Here is a 24,941-nt window from a genome sequence, read left to right on the forward strand (position 1 = left end):
GGCAGACACGGAGGCCCCCATGTCCGATTACTGGTCCGGCTCCATCACCTTCACCGGCCTGAACACCGGCACCGACTGGGACGAGATCATCGAGGCCCAGATGGCGGTGGAAGAATACCGCTACAACAGCATGACCGAGAAGGAGACCGCGTACGAGGAGAAGCTGGCCGCAGTGCAGGATCTGGAAACCCAGATGACCACGCTGTACCAGACCCTGCAAGACTACGACTCCGCCTCCGACTTCCTCACCAAGTCCGGCACGTCCTCCAACGAAACCAGCCTCACCGTCTCGGTGGACAACGACGCCGAGGCCGGGTCGCACAGCGTGGTCATCAACCAGCTGGCCCAGAACGACATCTGGAGCAGCGACGACGGGTACGAATCCACGGACACGGTAATCACCGACACCGAACAGACCTTCTCGTTCACCTACAACGACGAGACGTACACCATCGACGTGCCGGGCGGCACCACGCTTTCGGAGTTCGTCAATCTCATCAACAACGCCAGCGGCAACAACGACGACGTGCGCGCCAGCGTCATCAACGAGGGCAGCGCCTACCACCTGCAGATCCGCGGCATGGACCTTGGCGCGGACAACACCGTGACCATCGAGGACACCGGCTTCGATGCCATGGGACCGGACGCCTTCACCAACACCCAGCAGGCCCAGAACGCCCAGATCAAGGTGGACGGCTTTCCCGCCGCCGACGACGAATGGATAGAGCGCAGCACCAACACCATCGACGACGTCATCGACGGGGTGACCCTGCAACTCAAGTCCACAACCGACGACAGCAGCGTCACGGTGACCGTGGAACTGGACACCGACGCCATGGTCGAGGCCATCGAAACCGTGGTCAGCAGCATCAACACCATCCTGCAACTGCTCATGGATCTGCAGGACCAGGGCACGGTGTCGTCGTCGGTATCCACGTCCACGGCGTCGGATTCCGACGACGAGGACGATGATGACGAGGACTCCACGTCCGCCTCGGTGCTGGCCAGCAATTCCAGCCTCGACCTCATCCAGAGCAGCCTGAAGAGCATCCTGGCCACCAAGGGGTTGGGCTTTTCCTATTACGACTCCACCGACGAAACCGGCGACCTGTTCACCAGCCTTTCCACCATCGGCATCTCCACCGACGCCGACGAGGATTCGGAAACCTTCGGCCTTTTGGTCATCGACTACGACGAACTGGAAGAGGCCATAGAGGAAGACCCGCAGGCCGTGGCCGAACTGATGGCCGCCGACGTGACGGGCAGCACCGATTCCGACGACTTTTCCTTCGACAGCGCCATCTCCGGCACCACCCAGGCGGGCGAATACGACGTTTCGTACCGCATCGAAAACGGCGAGATCGTGGAAGCGTACATCAACGGCAACGCCGCCTCCATCTCCGGCTGGACCCTTACCGGGGCATCGGGAGAGGACGAGTCGGGCCTGGCCATCACCGTGGACAACACGGCGGACGGCACCTATTCCGGCACCGTGTACCTGAAGCAGGGCAAGATAGGGCAGCTCGTCGACTCGCTGGAGGACATGACCAGCAGCGAAGGCACCCTCCAGATCATGGAGGACAGCTATCAGAGCGTGCTGGACCAGTTGGCCGAATCCATCTCCAAGGAAGAAGAACGGCTGGACCTGGTGGAAAGTCGCCTGCGCACCCGCTATTCCAACCTGGAAACCCTGCTCACCAGTTACGACAACCTGTCGTCCACCATCGATTCGCTGCTGGCCTCGCTGGACAGCGACTAGGCAGGGCCGGAACAGGCCGCGTCTGTCCCGCATCGGCGCACGCAAGGGGAACCGACCCGCAAGGGCGGTTCCCCTTGCGCGTCGTCCCGTGGTTCTGTCCGCCCTGTCCGCCCTGTCCGCCCCGCTGCAGCGGGGCCGCCTGTTCCGCAGTGCCCCCCCGCGCACGCAAAAGGGGCCGGGCGTATGCCCGGCCCCTTGCCGTTGGTGTGTCCGTCGTTCCTCCAGGGCCGGGCAGCAACCTGCCCTGACCCGCTCCCCGAAAGGGCGGATTAACCGCCGATCAGCGAAAGCGCCATCTGCGGCAGGGAGTTGGCCTGCGACAGCATGGCCACGGCGGTCTGCGCCAGCACCTGCTGCTTGGTGTACTCGGTCATTTCCATGGAGACGTCCACGTCCGAAATGCGCGATTCAGCGGCGGACAGGTTCTCGGACTGGGTCTCAAGGTTGGTGATGGTGGCTTCCAACCGGTTCTGCATGGCGCCCAGCGAAGCGCGGATCTGGTCCTTGGAAATGATGGCGTTGTCGATGGCGTCCAGCGCGTCCTGGGCGGCCTGCTGGGTGGAGATGCTGGACCCGTTGCCGCTGGCGGTGTTGCCGAGGCCCAGCGACTTGGCCGACACCGAACCGATGCGGATTTCGTAGTAGTCCTGCGCACTGTCGTTGCCCGAACCGAAGTGGATGTGCAACTGCCCCGTGGAGGTCAGGCCCGAACCGTCATAGGTATCGCCCGACAGGTTGCCGTTCAGCAGCGAGATGCCGTTGAAGTCGGTGGCATTGGCGATTCGGGTGATTTCCGAGGCCATGGCCTGGTATTCCGAATCGATGATCAGGCGCTGGTCCGAGTTGTAGGTACCGGTGGCGGCCTGTTCCGCCAGTTCCTTCATGCGGATGAGCTTTTCGTCGATGGTTTCCATGGCGCCGTCCGCAGTCTGGATCAGCGAAATGGCATCGTTGGCGTTGCGCACGCCCTGGTTCAGCGCCGTAATGTCGGAACGCATCAGTTCCCGGATGGCAAGACCGGCTGCATCGTCTGCTGCAGAATTGATGCGCAGGCCGGATGACAGGCGCTGGGTGGACTTTTCAAGTTTTCCGTAGGTTGCGTTCAGCGTATTGGCCGTGGTGAGCGCCGTAAAGTTGTTGTTGACGACGAGAGACATGGTTTTTCCTCCGTGAAAAATGCACTATCCTTGTGTGCCTCTGCCATGCATGCAGCGCATGCTTGTTGACCTTATCGACATCGATACGCCGCACGCTTAATTTTCAATTTTCCATAAGCACTCGCAAAGCCACGCAATTAACGTTCATAACAGTATCTTTGCATTACTTTGCATTGCCTGTAACGCCTGCCTTTGGCACAAAGAAAAGGCCCGGAAGGTTCCGGGCCTTTGCGTTGCGCGGGGCGCATCACAGGCAGAAGTGATGGCGCAGCCGCGCAAGGGCGTTCTGCTTCAGACTGCGCACGGTCTTGGGATGGATATCCAGCGTGCGCGCCACTTCATCGGTATCGAGGTCGTCCTGAAACAACAGCCGCAGCACCGTGCCCTGTCGCCTGCTCAGCAGGCCGGGGGGCAGGTCCAGCATTCCTCGGTCGTCCGAGGCCGATGCCGGGGTTGGCGCCTCGGCCCACAGCCGCTCGGCCAGTTCCTCCTCCAGTTCGGGGGTATAGGGAACCTGCCGCGCCATCCGTTCGGTGCGGCGTGCACGCAGGCAGTCGAGCGCCGTGGACCGGGCCACCACGGTCAACCAGGTGGACAGCCCCGCCCGGGCGGGATCGTAGGTGGACAGCAGGTGAAACCCGTCGCCCACCAAACGGCAGAACACCTCCTGCGTCACGTCCTGCGCGTCGAGCCCGGCAACCTCCCCGCCGTTCCACTGAAGGGTGTAGTGCACGGCCTTGTGGATCACCGGGGCATAGACAGACACGAAACGGCGCCATGCCTTTCCGTCGCCGGTCATGCATGCCGCTATATCCGTAGTGGTTCCTGTATTGGCTTCCATCTTCATCTCCAGTCGTGCGTTCTGTGGAGCCGGAATTGCGGCAACCGGGTCCATGCACCACGCCGGAAATTGTGGAAAAGCCAAGTCCCGTACATGACGGGTTATCATTATCCATACGCCAGACCACCCATGCTGTCCGTTCAGGGCAAGTAGTGTTTTGAAAGCATCAGACACATTAGTTTACATTGTTTTACACTCACGGAAATCATTCGGGCGCAGTTCTTGCAGTATACCCGGTCGCAAGCGGCAACCGGGAAATATGTGCCACCGCCCAGAGGGTGACATCATGGATCGAGTCTTGTTGATCGACGACGACAAGGAACTCTGCGCATTACTGACCGAATACCTCGCCCCCGAAGGCCTTGCCGTTGAACCCTGCCACACCGGTGGACAGGGATTGGCACGCGCCCTGTCGGGCGACTACGACGCGGCCTTGCTGGACGTGGCCCTGCCCGATGCCAGCGGCTTCGACGTGCTCGGCACCATCCGCTCCCGTTCGGCCCTGCCCGTGCTCATGCTGACCGGGCGCGGTGACGACGTGGACCGCATCGTGGGGTTGGAGATGGGCGCGGACGACTACGTCCCCAAACCCTTCGTGCCACGCGAACTGCTGGCGCGCCTGCGCGCCGTGCTGCGCCGCACCCGCCTTCATGGAATGGGCGGAGTGGCGGGCAGCGCGAGCACGGGCGGGTCTGGCGGCGTGGGCGGTCCGGGCTATGTCGGCGGCGTGGGTCCGTATCGCAAGCGCAACCTGTCCTTCGGAGGGATTACCGTGGACCGTTCGGCCCGCACGGCCCTGCGTGAGGGCGCACCCCTGCCCCTGACCCCCGTGGAGTACGCCATCCTGGTGCTGCTGCTGGAGGCCGAGGGCGCCACCGTCACGCGCGAGGACATCTCGCGCGGGGTGCTTGGGCGTGAAATACTGCCCTTCGACCGGTCCATCGACGTGCATGTCAGCAACCTGCGCAAGAAGCTGGGCCCCTGCGACGACGGCCAGCCCCGCGTGGGCACGGTGCGTGGGACGGGGTACTACTTCCGCGTTTCACCCACGGAATCCACCTTCGGCGGGCAGGACGCGGCGGAACCGCGCCTCGGGACGGGGCATGAGAACGTGGCCGGTTAGGCTGCTGGTGCTGCTGCTGGTCGGCTGCGGCATCTTCACCCTGGGCACCTTCGTCCGCTTTCGCCTGGAAGACCGCCCCAAGCGCGGCCCCTTCGAAATGAACGCGGTGCTGCTGGACCTGCTGGGCGACCGCGTTGCCGAGTACCTGGCCGAAGGGCGCACGGACAAACTGGATGCCCTGCTGGACACGCTGCGCAAGCGCGGCGTGCGCGTGGTGGTGCATGACGCCGGGTTGCAGCCGTTGGTCGACAACGGCCCGGTGCTGCCCATGCCCTTTGGTCCGCCGTTCCGTCCGGATGGACAGGGCGACCCCGCGGAAAGGGGCACTGCGGACAAAAAGGACGGTCCCGATGCGCGTGGCGATGCGGCCGCCGGAAGCGGCCACACCCCCGGCGCGGAAGGAGAAACCGGCCCCGCTGGCGGGCCCTCCGGCCATCCCCAGGGACCACCATTGCAGCCGTACTGGCCGCAACGGATACTGGGAGCCCTCCGGGGCGCCATGGACGGGCGCATGCCGCCCCCGCCATCCCTCGAAGAACGCCCCCCCGCGCCCGCCCCGCTATCGCCGGAAACGGAGGCCGCCATTCAGGTCGAAGCCCGTGAACTGACCGAAGACGCGCGCGACACGGGCGCCACCCAACTCGACTTTCCCCCGCCGTTCACCTTCCGGCCCGTGGTCCTGATGGCCGATCCCATCGACCTGCCCGGCGGCGGGCACGGGGTGCTCACCCTGCGCAAGGACATGCCCACCCCGCCGGACATGCGCCTGCCGCCCTTCGTGCTGCCCCTGGCCCTGGCCATGGTGCTGGCGGGCGGCGTGCTGCACCTGCTGCTGCGCCAGACCAGCAGGCCCATCGGCGAGGTGGGCAGCGCGCTGCAACGCTTTGCGCGGGGCGACCTGCAAGCGCGCGTCAATGACGACGTGGCCACCCACGGCACCGAACTGGCCCGCCTTGCCCGCGACTTCAACACCATGGCCGAGCGGACCGAAGAACTGCTGCAAACCCAGCGTCGCCTGCTGCACGACGTGTCGCACGAGATGCGCTCGCCCCTTTCACGCGTGGCACTGGCGCTGGAAATGGCCTCGCGCACCGTCTCGCCCGAGTCGCAACGCTTTCTGGAACGCATCCGCTGTGATGCCGAGCGCCTTTCCACCCTCAGCGCGCATCTGCTGGCCACCGGAGACCTGGACCAGCAGAAGGAAGACGCACCGCCCGCATGGTTCGACCTGGAAGCCATGCTGTCGCAACTGACTGACGAAACAGACTTTCAGGCCCGCGCGGCCCGCAAGCGGGTGGAACTGCGCGTGGACGCCCCGTGCACGGCCTTTCACGGCATGCGCGAAATGCTGTACGGGGCCGTGGACAATGTGGTGCAGAACGCCCTGAAGTTCTCGCCGCCGGGCACGCAAGTGACCGTGGCCCTGTCCTGCGAAGAAAGCCGGACCGAACGGCACGTCGAACCCCGCGAGACATGCCGCTGCGCATGCCCGGGAACCTGCGCCACCAGCCGCAAAACCGAACCTGACAGCACTCCGGAGCCGGAACGCCGGGTGGTCATTTCCGTTCGGGACCAGGGGCCGGGCGTGCCCGAAGCCGACCTGCCCATGCTCTTCGTGCCGTTCTTCCGGGCGGGCAACGCACCGCGCGGCACGGGCACCGGTCTTGGCCTGGCCATCGCCCAGCGTGCCGTGGAACTGCATGGCGGCGCCATCGCCGCCGAAAACCTGCCCACCGGCGGGTTGCAGGTCATCATCCGCCTGCCCGCGTAGGACGTTCCACATCGGCGCGGCCTGTGTAGGGCCAAGGGGCCGCGAGTCCGTGAAGCAATGGGCCCGTGGCCCCGCAGGCCACGGACCGTCCTTGCGCCGTTTTCTTCCGGCACACGCCGCGCGGCCATGCCGCATATCCGGCGCCTGCCCTTCAGCCACGCCAGCACTCGCTGCACCCAGCGCCAGCCTCCCTTCCGCCGCAAAGCAAAACGCCCCGCACGGCAAGACGTGCGGGGCGGGCAAAGGCAGGCAAATTTTGCCCTGCTCTTTCTTTACATTTCTTTACTGGGTCAAAACTGCCTGGCGAGATGCGATCACGACGCCGGTTCGGCCCGCCGATTCTGATTGGCCTGACGCCGTTCGCGGACAAAGCGCAGCAGTTCGGCCTTGCTCAGCCTGCCGTCGCCGTTGGTGTCGATGGCGGTGAACTCGCGGGCCACCACGGGCAACCCGGTTTCAGGGTGGGCGGCCTCCTCGCGGGTCAGGCTGCCGTCATGGTCGCGGTCGGCCAGTTCGAAGCGGCGGACATGCTCCTTCCGCGTGGTGGCGGGCGTAGGCGTGACCGAAGCCCCGCCCTCCGCCGCCGGAACCACATTGCCCGAGGCGGTGACGATATCGGACGCCGCCGGAGCCGCGTCGTCGGGGGCGGTGGCTCCATCCGCAGCCATGGCCGTGAATTCCGCATGCAGCAGCAGGCCGCAGAACAGGGCGGTTATCAGGGGAATGCGGGACTCTTTCATCGCAGATACTCCTGAGGCGCGCCATGCCGGATGATGCCGCATGGGCGCCATGGGTCGTCCTGGTTATGATGCGGCGACCCCAGACGTGCCAGGGGACGTGTCAGGGGACGTCTTTGGGGACATCTTTGGGGACATTTTGGGGGACGCCACCGGGGACGCGCCCGCACCGGCGGCAGGCGATGCGGGCCGGGGCGCAGCGCCTGCCTGTTCCGTGTCCGTCGGCACGGCCCAGCCACCGCCCAGCGCCCGGTACAGGGTGATGGCGCGGGTGGCCAGCACTGCCCGCGCCCGGACGTGGGCCAGGGCTGCGGTGGACAGTTCGCGCTCGGCATCGGCCACATCCAGAAAGTCGGTCAGCCCGGCCCGGTAACGGTCCCAGGCCAGGACAAGGGCGGTGCGGTCCGCCTCCAGCACGGCGGCCAGATCCGGCAACCTGCGTTGCTGGCGGTCCACGGCGTACAGGGCGGCCTCCGCTTCCTCCACCGCCGTGCGGGCGGTGGAAAGATAGGTCAGGGAGGCCTGTTCGCGCCGGGCATCGGCCTGTTCGATGCGCGCAGTGGTGGCCCCGGAATCGAACAGGGTCAGCCCCAACGCCGGGGCCACGGACCACACCCCGCTGCCCGAAGACAACAGCCTGTTCATCGTGGAGGCCTGCGAACCCAGCGATGCCGACAGGCTGAGCGTTGGCCAGCGTTCCGCCGTGGTGGCGGCAAGGTCCGCCGACGACGACGCCAGGGTGCGCTCCGCCGCGCGGATGTCCGGGCGGCGCAGCAGCAGGTCGGCGGGCAGGCCCACGGGCACCTCCCGCGCGGGCGCGGGAATGGACGCGGTGCGTTCCAGCACCGGGCGCAGTTCTCCGGGGGGCGCGCCCGTCAGACGCTCCAGACGGGCCAGGGCCGCCCAGGCGTTGTTTTCGTAGTCGGCGGCATCGGCCAGCGAGGAATGCCACAGCGCGGCGGCCTGGGCCACGTCGATGTCCCCGGCAAGGCCCGCGTCGCGCCGGGCGGTGACCAGGGCCAGGGTTTCGGCCCGGCTGGCCGCGATGTCGCGGGTCAGGTCCAGTTCGTTCTGGGCCTGGCGCAGGGTCACGTACTGGGTGGCCACTTCCGCCAGCAGGGCGACCAGGGTGTCGCGCCGGTCCTCTTCCGCCGCCTGGGCGTCGGCCACGCGGGCCTCGCGGGTGGCGCGCAGTCGCCCGAACAGGTCGATTTCCCAGGCCATGTCCAGGCCCGTGGCGTACACGTTGCCATCGCGCGAGCCGGTGGACTGCGCCTCGCCCGTGCCGGAGCGGCTGCGGGTGCCGGAGGCGGAGCCGGTGACCGTGGGGCCAAGGTTGGCCCCGGCTTCGCGCGCGGCGGCGCGGGCCTCGCGCACCTTTTCGGCGGCGATGCGCACGTCGAAGTTGGCGGTGGCGGCGCGGGCCAGCAGGTCATCCAGCACCGGATCGCCAAAGCTGCTCCACCAGCGGGCCAGCGTCACGCCGGAGTGCGCGGCGTGTGGACCCGGGTCCGTGGCGGAACCGGACGGTGCGGCATCATGCCCGCCTTCCTGTTCCTTGCCGGGACTGGGGAGCGACAGACCGGACGCCTCCGCGCTCCACGCGGCAGGCATGCCGGGCCGGGGGGCGACGGGCGCGGCGGCGCAGCCCGCGGCCAGCACCGCGCCCAGCAGGAGGCACGGCAAGGCGCATGAACGGCCCGGCACGCGGCGGAACCACGGACGTCGGAACAATTGCGCCGGTGGGGCGCCCGCGTCCTTGCGCATGGGGCACAGCGGCGCGGTCATCCCCGCACCCCCGTGCCGGTTGCGGGCCTCGTCCGGACGGCACGCGCACCGGCATCGCGCACCGGCACCACCACCTCGGGAAACTGCCCGTCCTTTTGCAACGTGCTGCCGGACGGAGATGCGATCCCGGACAGAGACGTGTCGCGTCCATCGGACAGAGACGCGCCACGCTCACCGGACAGGCTTACCGCACCGTGCCCGGTGTCGTCGAAATACACGTCCACCTGCTGACCCACGTAGGCGGGCATGTCCTTGGCGTCGAAGGCGTACAGCACCTGCAACACCCGGATGTCCACGCGCTCGGTGGTGTCGCCGGTCAGGGACGTCTTGGGCAGCACGTAGGGTTCCACCCGCACGAAACGCAGCGGCGCGGAAAAGTCGCGGTTGCCGCGCAGGAACACCGTGGCGGGCATGCCCGCGCGGTAGCGCCAGGCGATGTTCTCGTCGATGTCCACCCGCACGTGCAGGCGGCTGACATCGCCCAGCATGACCAGCGGGGAGGAAAGCGCACCCGCCGTGGCGTATTCGCCCTCGCTCACGTTCACCTGCAACACCGTGGCATCCATGGGCGCGCGCACGCTCAACCGTTCCAGGTCCACCTCTATGGCGCGGGCCGCCGCCTCGGCCTGGGTCGCATCCGCCGAGGCCGAAGCCAGTGCGGTGCGGGCGGCGTCCTCGGCGTAGCCGCGCTGGGCCGTCTCTTCCGCGCTTACGGCGCGCCCGTCGCGCAGGCTGCGCACGCGGACGGCGTCGGCATGGGCCTTTTCCAGGGCCACGCGGGCCTCGGCCACCCTGGCGCGGGCCACCACAAGGGCGGCCTTCTGCTGCGCCAGGGCTGCCTTGCGCTCGCGGTCGTCCAGCCGGAACAGCATGTCGCCTTTCTTCACCGCGTCGCCCACGGTGACGGGAATCTCCACGATGACGCCGGACGTGGGCGTGGCCACGCCCACGTCGCGGCTGGCCGCCTCCACGATGCCGGAACCGCTGATGTACTTTTCGTAGGGCGGCGCGGCCGGGTCGGCCACCGGCGGCACCGGGGCGGGCGGCGCCGATGCGCGCGAGGCGTACACGACGCCCGCCACAAGGCCCGCAAGGGCCAGGGCGGGAAGGACATAGGAAAGGATGATGTTGCGTCGCATGGGTGTCTCTGTCCGTCAGGTAGCGGGGCGTGCCACATGTGGGTGGGCGGCCCCGTGGGTGTTCGGGAAACGGCTGGCGGCGGACTTCCGGCATTTTCGGAACAAGGCGCGGGGCCATGCCCCGACCGAGAAGCCGTCGAAAGCCAACCGGAATCAGTCCATGCAGCTATGCGGCGTCCGGGCGGATGTCCCCGTGCCGTTGCCGCCGGGTGGGGTGTCGTATGCGGGGGGCCGGTTGCCATCGCCGCCGACGTCCGGCGTTGCGCTGGTGATCCCACCGTGCATGTCCGCCGTGCCCGCCACCCTCAGCTGCTCGGGCTGGGCGCTGGTCTGGACACTAGTCAGGGCGCCGGGCGTGCCCACGCGGGTCACCTGGCCGTCGTCCAGTTCGGCGATGCGGTCGGCAAATTCGAAGATGCGGGCATCGTGGGTGACGATGACCAGCGCCCGGCCATCCACGGTGCCCACCCGGCGCAGCAGTTCCATGACCCGTTGCCCGTTGGCGTGGTCCAGGGCGCTGGTGGGTTCGTCGCAGACGATCAGTTGCGGCTGGTGCACCAGGGCGCGGGCAATGGCCACCCGCTGCTGCTGCCCGCCGGAAAGATCGCCGGGGGCGGATTCCGTCTTGTCGCCAAGGCCCACCAGTTCCAGCGCCGCTTCCGCCTTGCGCATGGACTCGCGCAGGGGCGCGCCGCAGATGCGCAGCGGCACGGAAACGTTCTCCGCCGCCGTCAGGGCAGGGTTCAGGTTGTAGGCCTGGAACACGAAACCTATGTTGCGGGCGCGAAAGGCCGCGCGGGGCCGGGGGGCCAGTGCGGTCATGTCCTGCCCCAGGATGCGGCAACTGCCTTCCGTGGGGTCCAGAATGCCCGCCATGACCGAGATGAGCGTGGTCTTGCCGCAGCCGGAGGGCCCCACCAGCATCAGCAGTTCGCCGCGCTGCACGGTCAGGTCCACGCCGCGCAGGGCGTGCACGGCGGTGGCCCCTTCTCCGTATCGCTTGCGCAGCCCGGCGCAGACCACGGCGGGGACTCCTGCACCAGTCGCGCCATTCGGGCCGGTCGTAGTATCCATGCTTCTGTCCTGCATTCGTTCGGCTCCCGGTTGCCCAGTCGGCCTATTGCTTGAACACCACGGCCGGTTCCAGCCGCAGTACCTGGCGGATGCTGAGCGCCGCCGAAACCAGGGTGATGGACAACACCGCGCTGCCGCCCACCGCCAGAATCAGCGGTGAAAGGCGCATGCCCATGGGGTCGCCGGGCAGATTGCCCATGATCATGGCCATGCCCACCCCGATGCCGAAGCCGGTGCCCGCCACCAGCAGGGCCTGCGACAGGATCATCAGCAGCAGGGTGCGGTCGTCGGTGCCCATGGCCTTCAGCACGCCGAAGTGGCGCAATGCGTCCTGAGTGAAGTTGTGGAACATCAGCCCGGTGACCACCGCGCCGATGCAGAAGCTCATGAAAATGGTGGTGCCGAAGTGCATGATGATGGCCGTGCGCTTGATGAAATGCCGCAAGGTACGCACGCGGAAGTCGTCGGCGGTCAGGGCGTTGAGGCCGGTCTCCGACGCGATGCGCGCGGCAAGCGCGCGGTGGTCCTGCCCGGGCCGGGCCTTTACCAGCACGAAGGACATCACCTTGCGCTCGCTCTTGTTGAACACCTTCACCCGCGAATAGGTGGTGTACAGGATGGGTTGCGACTGGAAGGTGGGGGTGGCGTTGGCCACGCCCACCACCACGGCGCGGCGGTCGTTGACCTCCAGCGCGTCACCCACGCCCAGGGGACGCAGACCGTGGTCCGTCTGCACGGCAAGGCGGTTGGACGCGCCCTCGGCGTCCACCACCACGGCATCGCTCATGCGCAGGTCCGCCATGCTGCCGGAGCGCATGACGCCCGGCGCGCCGATGAGCGACACGTCGTCCACGCCGATGAGCCCGCAGCCCACGGTGTTGCCGTCGGGCAGGCGCACCTTCAACTGGCCCTTGTGCAGGGGCACGGCCCATTCCACGCCGCTGACGCTGCGCACCAGGGAAAGGCGCGTGTCGGGCATGGCCTTCGATTCCTCCACCGACTGGGCCTGGGGGTCCATGACCCAGATGTCGGCGATGGCGATGTCGTCGATGAGCCCGTAGGTACGGGTAAGGATGCTGGCGAACACGGCGGGCTGCTGAGTCATGATCAGCGAGGTGAAGGCCAGGCTCAGCACCATGCCGAGGTACTTGCCCCGGTTGGCGAGCAGCATCTTGAGCGCGATCTGATACATGCGGATTCCGATGTCTGTTTGGCGCCGCATATTCCCTTCGCAAGGGCGGCGAGCGAAGCGGCAAGCCGGGGCGCCCGCGTGCGGGCAGCGCCTGACGGCCTGCGCCGGGACCATCCCGGCGGCCAGCGAACGCCGGGGAAACCGGAGAGGAAGGGAAAAACCACCCGGTCCCCTTGCCGACCCTGCGGAAAGGAACGGCGCCTGACCAGGGTTCTAGCCTTGCGGCGTAACCGTTGTATGTGTTGCCCGTTGCCGCTTCATTGCCGCAACAGGCAAAGTGTTGCCGCGTATTGCACCCCGCGCGACGGAAACACTGTGTTGCAAAAAAACCGTGCACGGGGCCCGGCACGGCGCTATAGGTGACCCATGAACACCCCGGAACACATCCTGGTCGTGGACGACGACCCCGAAATCCGCGATCTGCTCACCGGCTATCTCGACAAGCACGGCTTTCGCGCCGAGTCGGCCGCCGAGGGCGCAGAGATGTTCCGCATGCTCGAGGTAGGCCGCTACGACCTCGTGGTGCTGGACGTGATGCTGCCCGGCGACGACGGGCTTACCTTGTGCCGCAAGCTGCGCGCCCGGTCTGAACTGCCGGTGATCATGCTGACCGCGCTGGACGATGACACAGACCGCATCATCGGGCTGGAACTGGGGGCCGACGACTACGTGGCCAAGCCGTTCAACCCGCGCGAACTGGTGGCCCGCATCCGCACCGTGCTGCGCCGTGCCCGATCCCTGCCCGAAAACATCGCCCAGGCCGAGCCGGAGGCCATGTCGCGCACCATCCGCTTTGCCGGGTGGACGCTGGACACGGTACCCCGCCATCTGGTGGCCCCGGACGGGGTGGTGGTGAACCTGAGCGGCGCGGAATACCGCCTGCTGCGGGTTTTCCTGAAGTATCCCAACAGGGTGATGAGCCGCGACCAGTTGCTGGACCTGACCCAGGGCCGCGCGGCGGAAGCCTTTGACCGGTCCATCGACGTGCTGGTCAGCCGCCTGCGCACCCGGCTGCGCGACAACGGGCGCGAGCCGCAGATCATCAAGACCGTGCGCGGCGACGGCTACTATCTGGCCACCGACGTGGAACGCGATGCCGGGACCGATGGCGCCCCGGACGGCACCCCGAATGGTGCGCCTGACCCCGCGCCCGGCACGCCTCCTCCCTCTTTCCCCGGCCCGGTCGACGCATGAGTCCCGCACCCGCGGCGCGCCCGTCCCAACGGCCACCGTTCCCCGCCGCACGCCTGCTGGCGGCGCTGCCGCCGCGTACCCTGCGTGGCCGGGTGGTGCTGGTGCTGGCATGCGGCATGGTGCTCATCCAGATCGTCAGCATGCTGTACGTGGTCTCGCGCGGGGGGCCGTTCGTGTACAGTTCCGTGGCCCGACAGGCCGCCATGCGCCTTGCCGGGCAGGCCCTGCTGCTGGATGCCGCAAAGCCGGACGCACGGGCAGGCATGATCGCCCAGATGGTGCAGGGCGCAAGCCGCATCGCCCTGACCACCACCCCGCCCATCAGGCCCCATGGCCGCGTGCCCTCGTCCGAACAGCCCGGGACGACGGGCATGACGGGCATGACGGGCACAACGGGCACAGCGGGCACGAACGATGCACCTGGCGTAACCGGCATACCCGGCCTGGCCGCCGACGTGTATTCCTCCATCTTCGCGGAGCATCTGCGCGGACTGCTGGCCCCGGACATGCAGCTTGTCTGCCGGGTGGACGGCATTGCCCGCGACGTGGGGCGCCGTCCGCCGCCGCCCCCGGGGCGCATCGACGACGGCCACTACGACATCGGCTACACCGTGGGCGTACGCCTGCGCGACGGCATGTGGGCCGTGTTCACCCACGTGCTGCCCGAGGGCGACCGGCCGTGGATACCCCAACCCATGCTGTGGGATCTGGGCTGGCGCATCGTGGGAGTGGCCCTGCTGGGCCTGCTGGTGGTGGGCTGGATGACCCGCCCCCTGCGCATGCTGGCCGACGCCGCCGACGAATTCGGCGCCGGGCTGGTGCGTGCGCCCCTGCCGGAGCGCGGCCCGCTGGAAATCCGCCGCGCGGCGCAGGCCTTCAACCGCATGCAGGACCGCATCCGCCAATTCGTGGACGAGCGCGGACGGCTGCTGGCCGCCATCTCGCACGACCTGCGCACCCCGGTCACCCGCATGCGCCTGCGCGCGGACCAGGTGGAGCCGCCGGAACTGCGCGAACGGTTCCTGGCCGATCTTGACGAAATACGGGATCTGCTCTCCACCACCATCGACTTCGTGCGCAGCACCGACAGCCGCGAGGCAACCGCCGCCGTGGACGTGACCGCCCTGCTGGAAAGCCTGGCCGAGGACTGTCTGGATCTGCACACCGGTCAGGCAGGGCTGGCCGAGCAGGCCGGACAATCAGGCCTGGCAGGGCAGACAGCCCAGGCCCCGCTACGCATCACCCTGCACGGCACCGCCGAAGGTCGGCCCACCCACATCTCGGCCCAGCCCCTGGCGCTGAAGCGCTGCCTGTCCAACCTGCTGGAAAATGCGGCGCGCTACGGCGGCGGGCAGGTGGACATAGAGGTGCGCGAGGCTGGCGACACGCTGTCCGTGGCCATCCGCGACCGGGGCCCAGGCCTGCCGGAACATTACACGGACAAGGTATTCGAACCGTTCTTTCGCGTGGAGCATTCACGCAACCGCCAGACCGGCGGCAGCGGCCTTGGCCTGTCCATTGCCCGCAACATCGCCCGCCAGCACGGCGGCGACATCACCCTGACCAACCGCGATGGCGGCGGGCTGGAAGCGCTGCTGCGCCTGCCGCGCGCGCGCCACGAACGTCCGTGATCCGTTTGGGTGGGGCACCCGGTGCGTGTCCCACCCTTTCTCCACCCGCCCCCTGTCGTCGCGTCTTTCGCTGCGCGGCATGCTGATCATCCCACCCCATCAAGTCTGAACGCCACGCCCCAAAGGCTGCCCCACACCTTCGTATTTCACGCCAGTGAAGCCCTTATTTCTACCGCAGCTGTCTGAAATTGCAAAAAAAACTGATTGAGGCACTCCACATGCATCCCTCAATTAGAATATCTGTGCCAGCATCCCACGGAAAATACTGTAGAATATTGCCTCACCCGCTAACCTCTTCGGCATTCCTGCCGATTGAACCTACGGGGCTGCATGCATCAGGGAGGCATAATGCGGGGTACTACGGGATTCTTCGACAAGCTGAACACCCGGATCGGCGCGCTGGTCATCGCGCTGCTGGCGGTCGGTTTCGGCGGGCTGGGCTGGTACGTCACTTCTGCCACCACCAACCTGGCGCTGGACTTGCAACAACGCAGTTCCCAGGGGTTGGTGGATACGGCGCAGGTAGCCGCAGATATCACACTGGAAAATCAGAAGAAGCTGGTCATCGCTCTGGCCCGGCAACGGGCCATCGTGGAAGCTGTCGCGAGTGGCAACGACGAAAGCGGCGCGGCCCAGAACCGCTTCCGCGACTATCTGCGCACCTACAAGGACATCTGGTCTGCCTACGCCTTCGATAAACGGGGCGTGGTGGTTGCCGGGGCCAACAATGGCGGCGCCGACGAGCGCGGCCAGGACAAGAGCGGGCACGCCGTGGTCCGCGAGGTGCTGAACGGCAGCGAACTGTCCATGGACAAGACCGTGGCCAAGGGCGGCGGTAGAATGATCTTCCGCATGGCCACTGCGCTGCGCGACGCGTCTGGCGCGCTCATCGGCGGGGTGCAGGTGTCGTTCGACTTCAACGCCTTCACCGAAGCCGCCATCTCGCCCATCAGGGTCGGGCAGACCGGCTACCTGTATATCCTGGATGGGGACGGCACCTTCATCGCCCACCCCGATCCGGCCACCCTGCTGCAACCCGGCAAGGACCTGCCCTTCGTGCGCGAGATGCTGGCCAACCCGCGCGGCACGTTGCAGTACGAATTCAAGGGCACGCGTAAACTGGCGGCATACACCCGGATGGACAAGACGGGCTGGATCATTGCCAGCACCGTGAACGAAGCGGAATTGCTGGCAGAGGCGTATTCGCTACGCAATGTGGTGGCGGGCATTGCCACGCTGGTCTGCGTGGTGCTGGCCGTTGTTGTGGTGCTGATGCTGCGCAGAATGGTGGTGTTGCCCCTGCAGGCCATGGGCCAATTCACGGCGGACATTGCCGGGGGCAACTTCGGCACCACGCTGGATGGCAGTTTTGCCTGCGAGCTGGCGGAGCTTGCCGACAACACCCGGCGCATGAAGGACAGCATCAAGCGCGAACTGGGCTTTGCCCGGGGCGTGCTGGAGGGCATTCCCACCCCGTGCGGCATCGTGGCGCCGGATTTCACCATGTCCTGGGCCAACCCTCAGGTCTGTGAACTGCTGGGCAGGCCAAAGCCCCCATCGGACTATTACGGCATGAAATCCGGCGAGTTCTACTGGTTCGACCCCAACCGGGAAACGATGTCTGACAAGGCCATCAAGGAACGGCGCACCCTGACCGGCAAGAACGTGTGGACATCGCAGGACGGCACGCGCACCGTGCACATCGACGTGGTGACCACCCCGTTCTACGACATGGACGGCGAACTGCTGGGCTCCATCTCGTTCTGGAACGACATCAGCGAGATGGTGGAAAAGCAGCACCAGATCGAGGCCCAGCGTGACCGCATCGCCGAGGCGGCACGCGCGGCCATGGACATTTCCGCCCGGCTGTCCACGGCGGCGGAAGAACTGGCCTCGCAGATAGAGGAATCCAGCCGGGGCACGGAAAACCAGAAGACCCGCGTTGCCGAATCGGCCACTGCCGTGGAACAGATGAACGCTTCCATCCTGGAAGTGGCGCGCAGCGCGGGCAGTGCCGCGGAAAACGCCGACCTTGCCCGTTCCCGCGCCGAACAGGGCGAAAAGGTGGTGCAGGACACGGTGGGTTCCATCCGCGCCCTGCGCGACCGCATGACCGAAATGGGCGGCAGCCTGCATGAACTGGGCAAGCAGGCCGACGGCATTGGCGCCATCATCGACATGATCTCGGACATCGCCGACCAGACCAACCTGCTGGCCCTGAACGCGGCCATCGAGGCGGCCCGCGCGGGCGACGCCGGGCGCGGATTCGCCGTTGTGGCGGACGAGGTGCGGAAGCTGGCGGAAAAGACCATGAGCGCCACCAGCGAGGTGGGGCAGGTCATCCGGGCCATCCAGCAGGTGACCCAGAAAAGCGTGGACCTGATGGGCCTTGCCGGCGCCGACGCGGACACCTCTGCGGAGCGGTCCGCCCAGGCCGGGACCTCGCTGCACGAGATACTGCGCGTTTCAGTGGACACGGCGGACATGGTGCGGTCCATCGCATCCGCCGCAGAGGAACAGTCCGCGACCAGCGAACAGATTGCCCGCGCCACCGAAGAACTGAACGTCATCTCCAGCGAGACGGCAGAGGCCATGAACCAGTCGGCCATGGCCATCGCCGAGGTGGCCCGCATGGCCGAGGAACTGCGCGCCATCATCGAGGGCATGAAGTCGTAGCCGAGAACGCCCTGACGGGGACTGCGCATGAAAAGAAAAGGGGTTCGTCCTGTTCGGACGAACCCCTTCGTTTATGCTATGGTGGGCGGTGAGGGGATCGAACCCCCGGCATTCGGCTTGTAAGGCCGACGCTCTACCAGCTGAGCTAACCGCCCCGATATGGCAAGGTAAATACGGCAAGGCAATGATGACAAGACATCAATGGCAGGACATACGCCATGTTGCCTGAAAGCACCATGGTGCTCCCCCCCCGGCGACGACAATCGGCTCCAGACCGCTGCCGCCCGTGACGGGATACTGCTCATAGTGCAGGGGCGGCGGTCATGTCAAACACCTTGTGCTTTTGTACTGGACATTGTGACGTCGGATATCTATGTAGCACTCGCGCGGCCCTGTGTCCGCCGTGCCACCGCCCACAGCGGCGTGCGGACACCGGCGCACGCGCCGACTTGCGAACCGGCCGACGGACCGTGAATCCGCCCCCTCATGCCCCCCACAGCCCCCCACACGTTGCGGCAGGACATCTCCCTGCTGCTCCGCTCCGCGCCGCCCAGGGCGCGCGCCGCCATCCTCGCCCTGCTGCCCGCCGCCAAGGCCGTGCTGGACACGGGCTGGCGACCCGACATGCATGCCGCGCCCATCCGCAACTGGCGCGACCTGATGCAACTGCTGTCCGGCCTCACCACCCAGCGCCACGACACGGAAACCCTGTTGCGCGTCACCAGCGAACTGCTGGGCATCGCCGACGAAATGGCCCCGCCGGAAATGGTCCTGCGCGAAAGCGCCGCCGTACTGCTGCGCGCCTTTCACGCCGACATGTTCGTGTGCCGCCTGCGCGACGACGAGGGCGAGTGGCAGATCATCTCCGCAGAACGCGAGGACGGTGGCCCCGTGCCGCTGCTGTCGCCGGTTCTGGAAGAAGGCCTGGCCGGGCACCCGGTCATGCGCGCGGTATGCGACGGCACCCGCCACGTGCTCTCCAACAACCTGATGGGCATGGACCGCGGCGGCGAATCGTACGACTGCATGGCCTACAAGGTGGGCTACCGCTCGCGTCTGGCCTTCGTGCTGCGCGACCGGGGCGGTCGCCCGCCCTTCGGGCTGGTGCTGCTGTATTCCGAGCGTGAGCACGGCTTCGACAGCTACGACGCCCGTTTTCTGGCCAAGTGCTCGCGCATCGTGGCCCTGACCACCGGCAGCCGCGTGGCCGTTGCCCGCGACGCGCTGGAAAAGGCCGCCGGGGCCGTGGCCCACCACGGCAACAACGCCCTGGCCATTCTGCGCAACCACGCGGAATACTGCGCGGAACTGCTTGACGACATGGCCGACGACTGGGATGACGCCGTGCACGCCGCCGACGAACTGCGCGAGCTTCTGCCCGAAGGCTCCAAGGCCCACGCAGCCGCCGCGCGGCTGGCCAACGCCCTGCACGGCATGGACACGCTGCAACTTACCGAGCAGCTGGATGGTGTGCTGCGTTCCACCCGGCGCATCGCCCGCATCATCGACGCGCTGGAGGAATCGGCCGAAAAGCCCCGCCTGATGCACTATGTGCTGGGCCGCCACGTGCTGGACCTGGGCAACCCCGCCGACGAGGAAGAGGAAATGGAAACCCTGCGCAAGACCTGCTGCACGGCGTAACCGCCACGGCAGGGCGCGGGCATCCCCTGCCCCGCGTGCCCCGACCCGTTGTTCGAAAGTTCACCGGCATGGCCGGAACGAAAAGAGCGCCGATGGACCGCATCCATCGGCGCTCTCGCTTAGTCATTTCACAATCGGCCGGGCGGCCAGCCAATTCGGTTGCGGTGTCCGCCGGTCAACCTTGGTCAGCCTTGGCCACCTCGGCCAGCCTCGGCCAGCCTCGCCCAGTCTTAGCCAGCCTTGGCCAGCCTTGGCCAACCGTAACTAGTCTTCGCGCCCGCCCCCGGCATTCTCGTCGTCGATCAGGCGGCCCTTGTGCTTGGGGGCATCACGCCGCTTGCGGCGCTTGTCCTCCTGCACGCGGGTGCGCAGGTCCAGCGGCACGTCCAGCAGGGCATCGCGCCGCGCGGCGCGCAGGGCGCGGCGTTCCTCTTCGGTCAGGCCCGTTGCGTCGGCGGCGTCTTCATGCCGGGCCTGTCCCTTGGGGTCGCTGTCCTTCATGCATTGCTCCTGACGGTCGTATCCCCAACGGGCGGGAGACCTTTCGAAAACGGCCGCTACAGCCCGATGACCACCTTGGTGGCCACCGCGATCTGGTAGAGAATCTGCGACATGTCCTTGACCGTCTGCAGGTTCTTGGAATCCACGCGCGGCAGCACCAGCAGCTGGTCGCCCGACGCGATGGTGGTGTCCGAGGTACGGAACACCTCGCCGTTGGGTCGCACCAGCAGGATGTTGCCGGTATCCGCGCGGTTGGTGTAGCCGCCCGCGCCGCGCACGTAGTCCTTCAGGCGCTTGTCCCCGTTCCACACGATGGCCTGGGGCATCACCACCTCGCCGGTCACCAGCACCACGTCGCTCTTTTCGGGAATGACGATGACGTCGCCGTCCTCCAGCGCGATGTCGGCCACCTTGCCGCCGCTGCCCACCACCACGATGCCCTCGGGCGTCACGTTGCGGGCCTTTTCGGCGAACTTGGAGATCATCTCCGCCTCGTGGTTGCGGATCTGCGCTTCTTCGGGGCTGGCCGAAGTGGCCGTGAACGAGCTTTCCTCCAGCCTGCGCAGGGCGTCCTCGATGGCGCGCTTCTGGCGGGCCGCCACGCTGCGCCGCTTGATGTACAGGCCGGTAAGATCGGCCCGGTCGGCATCCACGGCGATGTACTGCTGCACGTCGCGCAGGCGGGCGGTGCGCTTCAGCGGAAAGCGCGACGCCCCCCGGATGGCCCCCTGTACCTCGACCATGATGGTGTCGCCGGGGGTGTCGGCCAGAAATTCCACGCGGTCGCCATCTGCCAGCGGCAGGGTGCGGAATTCGCGCAGGGGCAGGTACAGGTTGAAGGGCGCGCCGTTGCGGGTGCCCACGATGCTGGCGTGCGAGGCCGTGGCCAGCGGGTCGGCCATTTCGGCCAGCCTGGCCCCGGTGGCCTCGCCCTTGCGGAATTCGAAGCGCGCGGCGTTGCGTATCTCGCCGCTGGCGGACACGGCGGGGCCCTTTTCGCCCACCACGATGGTGTCGCCATCCAGCAGGCGCACCAGCGGCAGCGCGCCCTTGAGCGCGAAGGGATACAGGTCGAAGCTGCCCAGTTCCGCCCCGCCGCGCAGCAGGCGGATGGTGCGGTAGCTGCCCCGCCGGGGGTCGATGCCGCCCGCCCGGTCCAGGAAGGCCAGCACCGAATCGGACGGCGCGCCGCTGTAGCGGCCCGGCTTCATGACGAATCCGGTGACGAAAACCGACACGGGCCGCCCGTCCAGCGGGCTGACGTAGACCTGCACGTTCTCGATGCCCGACGCGCTGAGCTTGCTGCGAATGGCCTCGGTGACCTGGGCCTGGGCAAGGCCCGCCACGGGCACGCCCCCCAGGTCCTGCACCTCGATGTCGCCCGCGTCGTTGACCATGACCACGCCGTCGAAATTGCGGTCGCCCCACAGGCGCAGCACCAGCCGGTCGCCGGTGGCCAATTCGCGCGCTTCGGCGCTGCGGGCCTGCCCGAAGTTGCCCTGGAACAGGTTGGCGGCAAAGGGCGGCAGGTCGGCTCCGGGGGCCAGGGCGGCCCCGGCGGACGCGGGCGACTTGGCCTCGGACGGTGCGGCGAACGCCGAGGTGCGGGCCGGGCCAAGCAGCACGACCAGCACAAGCAGCAGGCAAAGGGCGGGCAGCCATGCGGCAGCCCCCACGCGGCAGGGTGCAGCATGACGGGGCGCGGCGTGACGGGAAAACGGTGCGATATCCATGACAGGTATCCGTAATTGGCTACGCCGGGCGCGGTGCGCACCCGGCGGATGGAAACATGGGCATGCCCATGGGGAATGTTCTGGCGAAATGGCGCGACAAATCTTCTATTGCGCGGGACGGGCTATCCCCTGCCCCCAGATGCGCGGGGCCATCTGCCACGCGGCATCGTCGCCGCTGCCCGCCGGGCGGCAGGCTATGACCACCTCTGCCTCGCCGTGCTGCGAAAGCAGGGTGGCGCGGCGGCATTCCTCTCCGCTGGCCGAGGTGAACAGCCCTTCCACCACCACCCGGATGCCGGTGCCGAATTCCGGGTCGTCCAGCACGGCGGAGGCCCCGGCCGGATTGCCGGTCATGAATTCAAGGATGGGCCTGGCGGGCAAGGCCTGTTCCTGCGCCTGCGGCGCGGGCTGCTGGCGCCCCCCGCAGGCGGCGAGCAGCACGGGCAGCACGCACAGGGCGCACAAGGCCAGCGCGGAGGCGGGGCGGAGGCGGCGGATGGCGAACATGGGGTAGACCTCTGATGCGTGGGGATGTCTGGAAATATCTTGGGATGTCCGTGAGAAATATCCGCAGGGGGGAGCTGCCGTGGCTGGTGCGGTGCCGCCGCCATGGCCATGCGGCCTGCGTGGCCCGACAGTCGGCGACGAACCCCGCAACCGCGGAATCCGCCCGTGCGGATGCCGCCTTCTATACTCCCGGCAAAGGGCGGCTGTCCACAGGCGTGGGGACGTCGGGCCGCTGCAGCACAACTGCGTTACAATAAGAAGGACGAAGACGGGGGCAAGATGCCGGGGCGCCTCGCACCAACCTTTCCCGCAGGCCCGCCCGAATGAGGAGCAACGGGCTACCCGGCAACCGCCCTGTGCACATCTATCCCGAAACGCAGCATGCGGTTGCGCACCGTACCCCGGTGCACCCCCAGCAGGCGGGCCGCCTCTGACACATTGCCCCCGGCGGCGCGCAAGGCTTCCACCAGTTCGGCCCGCTCGCGCTCGTGCCGGGCGGGTCGCCCCCCGTAGGCAAACGCCCCGGCGGGCATGCCGTCCGGGTTCCCGCCCCGTGGAGCCACCCCCTCACCGCCTCCATGCCGTCCGTGGCCGCCCCGTCCGACCTGTCCGCCCTGTCCAGCCTGTCCGCCCTGTCCGGCCTGTCCGGCCTGTCCGGCCTGTGCCGGATGCAGGTCCAGATGCCTGTCGCCCGTTCCCGCGAGCCCGCCTGTCTCGTGTGTCCCGTGCGTCCCACCCGTCCCGGCGCATTCCGGGTGCCAGCCCGCCCCCGCGATGTGCTGCGGCAGGTGCTCCACGCCCAGCCGCCCCCCCTCGGCGATGACGCAGGCGTATTCCAGCGCGCTGCGCAGTTCGCGCACGTTGCCCGGCCAGCCGTAGGCCGTGAGCAGGCGCAGGGCCTCCGGCGTCAGGCCGGTCACGTCGCGCCCGTCGCGCTCGCGGATGCCCTTCAGGAAATGGGCGGCCAGCAGGGGAATGTCCTCGCGCCGGTCGGCCAGCGGCGGCAGATGGATGGGAATGACGTTGATACGGAACAGCAGGTCCTCGCGGAACCTGCCCGCCCGCACCAGCCGCCCCAGGTCGCGGTTGGTGGCGGCGATGATGCGCACGTCCACCTCGCGCGAGGCGTTGTCGCCCACCCGCTCGATGCGTTTGGTTTCCAGCACGCGCAGCAGCTTTACCTGGATGGGCAGGGGGATGTCGCCGATCTCGTCCAGGAAGATGTCGCCGCCGTGGGCCGCCTCGAACCGGCCCTGCCTGTCGCGGATGGCCCCGGTGAACGCCCCGCGCACATGGCCGAACAACTCGCTTTCCAGCAGCGCCTCGTTCAGGGCCGCGCAGTTCAGCTGCACATAGGCCCCGTTCTTGCGGCGGCCCAGTTCGTGGATGGCCCGCGCCGCCAGTTCCTTGCCCGTGCCCGACGGGCCCAGCACCAGCACCGGGGCGTCGCTTTCCGCCGCCCGCTCGATGATCTTGAACACCCGCTGCATGGCGGGCGACGTGCCCACCATGCCCGCGAACCCTTCGTCCGAACCCAGCAGGCGCGAAAGTTCCTCGATGCGGCGGTCCTTTTCCACCACGGCGGAAATGTCGGTGATGGTTTCCACCGCCGCGATGACCCGGCCATCCTCCTTCAGCACCTTGGCGTTCTTGAGCACGGTGATGGTGGTCCCGTCGCGCCGCACCAGGGTGCAGCGCTTGCGGTGCTCATCCTTGCGGTCGAACAGGCGGCACCAGTGCCCGCCCCCCAGCGACCGCGAGCGCACGCAGGCATCGCAATTGAGGATGGCGCAGGTCTGCCCCACCAGTTCGCCCGCCTCGTAGCCGGTCAGCCGCTCCAGGGCCGGGTTGGCCATCAGGATGCGGCCATCCGGCCCCACCAGAAAGAAACCATCGTTGATGGTGTTGATGACCTCGCGCAGGAAGCGGCCGGATTCCAGGGCGTCCATGGGCGTTCTCCTTCGGGGAAAGGGGGCGGGTTGCCGGAGTGCCGTGATAGCGGGACTGCGGAATGGCGGAACTGAGGAATGACGGAGCGGGCCGACCACGCTGCCGTGCCGCCAGGCGCGCCCATCACCATGCAGCTTCGGGGCCGTTGCGCGCCTTCGGGAAAAACCGGGGGTCGGGCACGACGCCGAACGAGTGGACGACGCCGAAAACGCCAACGCATCCCGCCGTTACCTGCCAGAATCATGGATGAATCCTGCAAGATTCCTTTTTCATGCGTCCGGCGAGAGCAATTCCGTGCGGGGGGTCCTTCCCCGTGCTCCACCATGGTGTACCGCGACTCACTGATGATCGCTGCATCATGTGATCAATTTTTCGCCACACGGTGCAGCATATGCCGAAAATTCACCACCGCGCAAGCAGGCTATGGCCCCTGCCAATCTTTATAAAAGACGTGCCACATCAACATGTTAGCATTCCTGTCCGGGTGGGCACGCTTCCTGCTCCATGGGAGGTACGGATGCGCCGCC

At 67.4% G+C, this 24,941-nt stretch carries 18 protein-coding genes and 1 tRNA gene; 7 read left to right on the top strand and 12 right to left on the bottom strand.

From position 1 onward, the window contains the following. Positions 1 to 19 precede the first annotated feature (19 nt). A complete protein-coding gene (fliD, locus tag DESTE_RS08765; RefSeq protein ID WP_035066953.1) occupies positions 20 to 1,759 on the top strand; it encodes a flagellar filament capping protein FliD in 1,740 nt (579 codons plus the stop codon). Positions 1,760 to 2,028: 269 nt separating this feature from the next. Here fliD and DESTE_RS08770 read toward each other — a convergent pair whose 3' ends face one another. Then, positions 2,029 to 2,916: a flagellin N-terminal helical domain-containing protein gene (locus DESTE_RS08770; RefSeq protein ID WP_035066955.1), complete on the bottom strand. Its 888-nt coding sequence runs from the start codon at positions 2,914 to 2,916 to the stop codon at positions 2,029 to 2,031. A gap of 247 nt (positions 2,917 to 3,163) precedes the next feature. Continuing rightward, complete coding sequence (locus DESTE_RS08775) at positions 3,164 to 3,715, bottom strand: RNA polymerase sigma factor (RefSeq protein ID WP_245590786.1); 552 nt, start codon at positions 3,713 to 3,715, stop codon at positions 3,164 to 3,166. A gap of 328 nt (positions 3,716 to 4,043) precedes the next feature. Here DESTE_RS08775 and DESTE_RS08780 point away from each other — a divergent pair, with 328 nt between their 5' ends. Beyond that, complete coding sequence (locus DESTE_RS08780) at positions 4,044 to 4,880, top strand: response regulator transcription factor (RefSeq protein WP_035066957.1); 837 nt, start codon at positions 4,044 to 4,046, stop codon at positions 4,878 to 4,880. Continuing rightward, positions 4,861 to 6,651, top strand: a complete 1,791-nt coding sequence (locus DESTE_RS08785; RefSeq protein ID WP_035066958.1) for an ATP-binding protein — start codon at positions 4,861 to 4,863, stop codon at positions 6,649 to 6,651. The genes DESTE_RS08780 and DESTE_RS08785 overlap by 20 nt, the downstream gene beginning before the upstream one ends. A 314-nt stretch (positions 6,652 to 6,965) precedes the next feature. On the opposite strand, the gene DESTE_RS08790 is transcribed toward DESTE_RS08785, so the two are convergent. From DESTE_RS08790 to DESTE_RS08810, 5 genes are all read right to left on the bottom strand, one after another. Then, positions 6,966 to 7,391 carry an EF-hand domain-containing protein gene (locus DESTE_RS08790; protein WP_035066959.1) on the bottom strand — a complete coding sequence of 142 codons (426 nt, stop codon included), beginning with the start codon at positions 7,389 to 7,391 and terminating at the stop codon, positions 6,966 to 6,968. Between the two features lie 63 nt (positions 7,392 to 7,454). Continuing rightward, complete coding sequence (locus tag DESTE_RS08795) at positions 7,455 to 9,176, bottom strand: efflux transporter outer membrane subunit (RefSeq protein ID WP_084559414.1); 1,722 nt, start codon at positions 9,174 to 9,176, stop codon at positions 7,455 to 7,457. Next, positions 9,173 to 10,315, bottom strand: a complete 1,143-nt coding sequence (locus DESTE_RS08800; protein ID WP_035066960.1) for an efflux RND transporter periplasmic adaptor subunit — start codon at positions 10,313 to 10,315, stop codon at positions 9,173 to 9,175. The genes DESTE_RS08795 and DESTE_RS08800 overlap by 4 nt, the downstream gene beginning before the upstream one ends. 153 nt (positions 10,316 to 10,468) lie before the next feature. After that, positions 10,469 to 11,389, bottom strand: a complete 921-nt coding sequence (locus tag DESTE_RS08805) for an ABC transporter ATP-binding protein (protein ID WP_051384397.1) — start codon at positions 11,387 to 11,389, stop codon at positions 10,469 to 10,471. 43 nt (positions 11,390 to 11,432) lie between these two features. Then, complete coding sequence (locus tag DESTE_RS08810; RefSeq protein WP_035066961.1) at positions 11,433 to 12,581, bottom strand: ABC transporter permease; 1,149 nt, start codon at positions 12,579 to 12,581, stop codon at positions 11,433 to 11,435. A gap of 366 nt (positions 12,582 to 12,947) precedes the next feature. Between DESTE_RS08810 and DESTE_RS08815 the strand changes: the two genes are divergently transcribed. From DESTE_RS08815 to DESTE_RS08825, 3 genes are all read left to right on the top strand, one after another. After that, positions 12,948 to 13,775 carry a response regulator gene (locus tag DESTE_RS08815; RefSeq protein WP_035066962.1) on the top strand — a complete coding sequence of 276 codons (828 nt, stop codon included), beginning with the start codon at positions 12,948 to 12,950 and terminating at the stop codon, positions 13,773 to 13,775. Further along, the gene (locus tag DESTE_RS08820) at positions 13,772 to 15,406 is read left to right on the top strand and encodes an ATP-binding protein (protein WP_035066964.1); all 1,635 of its coding nucleotides are present in this window, start codon (positions 13,772 to 13,774) and stop codon (positions 15,404 to 15,406) included. The genes DESTE_RS08815 and DESTE_RS08820 overlap by 4 nt, the downstream gene beginning before the upstream one ends. 348 nt (positions 15,407 to 15,754) lie before the next feature. Continuing rightward, positions 15,755 to 18,082 carry a methyl-accepting chemotaxis protein gene (locus tag DESTE_RS08825; RefSeq protein WP_035066965.1) on the top strand — a complete coding sequence of 776 codons (2,328 nt, stop codon included), beginning with the start codon at positions 15,755 to 15,757 and terminating at the stop codon, positions 18,080 to 18,082. Between the two features lie 79 nt (positions 18,083 to 18,161). On the opposite strand, the gene DESTE_RS08830 is transcribed toward DESTE_RS08825, so the two are convergent. Beyond that, positions 18,162 to 18,237, bottom strand: a tRNA-Val gene (locus DESTE_RS08830). Between the two features lie 331 nt (positions 18,238 to 18,568). On the opposite strand from DESTE_RS08830, the gene DESTE_RS08835 reads away from it, so the two are divergent. Further along, the gene (locus DESTE_RS08835) at positions 18,569 to 19,723 is read left to right on the top strand and encodes a hypothetical protein (protein WP_035066967.1); all 1,155 of its coding nucleotides are present in this window, start codon (positions 18,569 to 18,571) and stop codon (positions 19,721 to 19,723) included. 264 nt (positions 19,724 to 19,987) lie between these two features. Here DESTE_RS08835 and DESTE_RS08840 read toward each other — a convergent pair whose 3' ends face one another. The 4 genes from DESTE_RS08840 to DESTE_RS08855 form a co-directional block, all read right to left on the bottom strand. Next, positions 19,988 to 20,224, bottom strand: coding sequence for a hypothetical protein (locus tag DESTE_RS08840; RefSeq protein WP_035066970.1), 237 nt, complete (start codon positions 20,222 to 20,224; stop codon positions 19,988 to 19,990). A gap of 56 nt (positions 20,225 to 20,280) precedes the next feature. Then, positions 20,281 to 21,957 carry a polysaccharide biosynthesis/export family protein gene (locus DESTE_RS08845; RefSeq protein ID WP_035066971.1) on the bottom strand — a complete coding sequence of 559 codons (1,677 nt, stop codon included), beginning with the start codon at positions 21,955 to 21,957 and terminating at the stop codon, positions 20,281 to 20,283. Positions 21,958 to 22,062: 105 nt separating this feature from the next. Continuing rightward, positions 22,063 to 22,464, bottom strand: a complete 402-nt coding sequence (locus DESTE_RS08850; protein WP_035066973.1) for a DVU3141 family protein — start codon at positions 22,462 to 22,464, stop codon at positions 22,063 to 22,065. Between the two features lie 338 nt (positions 22,465 to 22,802). Then, complete coding sequence (locus DESTE_RS08855) at positions 22,803 to 24,413, bottom strand: sigma-54 interaction domain-containing protein (RefSeq protein WP_035066975.1); 1,611 nt, start codon at positions 24,411 to 24,413, stop codon at positions 22,803 to 22,805. Between the last annotated feature and the right edge of the window lie 528 nt (positions 24,414 to 24,941).

The organism is Nitratidesulfovibrio termitidis HI1, from assembly GCF_000504305.1.
GTDB lineage: Bacteria > Desulfobacterota > Desulfovibrionia > Desulfovibrionales > Desulfovibrionaceae > Cupidesulfovibrio > Cupidesulfovibrio termitidis.

Coding starts and splice junctions, on each gene's coding strand:
- DESTE_RS08790 (WP_035066959.1), bottom strand. CDS start 7,391: ATGAAAGAGTCCCGCATTCCCCTGATAACCGCCCTGTTCTGCGGCCTG.
- DESTE_RS08770 (WP_035066955.1), bottom strand. CDS start 2,916: ATGTCTCTCGTCGTCAACAACAACTTTACGGCGCTCACCACGGCCAAT.
- DESTE_RS08850 (WP_035066973.1), bottom strand. CDS start 22,464: ATGTTCGCCATCCGCCGCCTCCGCCCCGCCTCCGCGCTGGCCTTGTGC.
- DESTE_RS08805 (WP_051384397.1), bottom strand. CDS start 11,389: ATGGATACTACGACCGGCCCGAATGGCGCGACTGGTGCAGGAGTCCCC.
- DESTE_RS08820 (WP_035066964.1), top strand. CDS start 13,772: ATGAGTCCCGCACCCGCGGCGCGCCCGTCCCAACGGCCACCGTTCCCC.
- DESTE_RS08780 (WP_035066957.1), top strand. CDS start 4,044: ATGGATCGAGTCTTGTTGATCGACGACGACAAGGAACTCTGCGCATTA.
- DESTE_RS08800 (WP_035066960.1), bottom strand. CDS start 10,315: ATGCGACGCAACATCATCCTTTCCTATGTCCTTCCCGCCCTGGCCCTT.
- DESTE_RS08775 (WP_245590786.1), bottom strand. CDS start 3,715: ATGACCGGCGACGGAAAGGCATGGCGCCGTTTCGTGTCTGTCTATGCC.
- DESTE_RS08815 (WP_035066962.1), top strand. CDS start 12,948: ATGAACACCCCGGAACACATCCTGGTCGTGGACGACGACCCCGAAATC.
- DESTE_RS08825 (WP_035066965.1), top strand. CDS start 15,755: ATGCGGGGTACTACGGGATTCTTCGACAAGCTGAACACCCGGATCGGC.
- DESTE_RS08835 (WP_035066967.1), top strand. CDS start 18,569: ATGCCCCCCACAGCCCCCCACACGTTGCGGCAGGACATCTCCCTGCTG.
- DESTE_RS08795 (WP_084559414.1), bottom strand. CDS start 9,176: ATGACCGCGCCGCTGTGCCCCATGCGCAAGGACGCGGGCGCCCCACCG.
- DESTE_RS08855 (WP_035066975.1), bottom strand. CDS start 24,413: ATGGACGCCCTGGAATCCGGCCGCTTCCTGCGCGAGGTCATCAACACC.
- DESTE_RS08840 (WP_035066970.1), bottom strand. CDS start 20,224: ATGAAGGACAGCGACCCCAAGGGACAGGCCCGGCATGAAGACGCCGCC.
- fliD (WP_035066953.1), top strand. CDS start 20: ATGTCCGATTACTGGTCCGGCTCCATCACCTTCACCGGCCTGAACACC.
- DESTE_RS08785 (WP_035066958.1), top strand. CDS start 4,861: ATGAGAACGTGGCCGGTTAGGCTGCTGGTGCTGCTGCTGGTCGGCTGC.
- DESTE_RS08845 (WP_035066971.1), bottom strand. CDS start 21,957: ATGGATATCGCACCGTTTTCCCGTCACGCCGCGCCCCGTCATGCTGCA.
- DESTE_RS08810 (WP_035066961.1), bottom strand. CDS start 12,581: ATGTATCAGATCGCGCTCAAGATGCTGCTCGCCAACCGGGGCAAGTAC.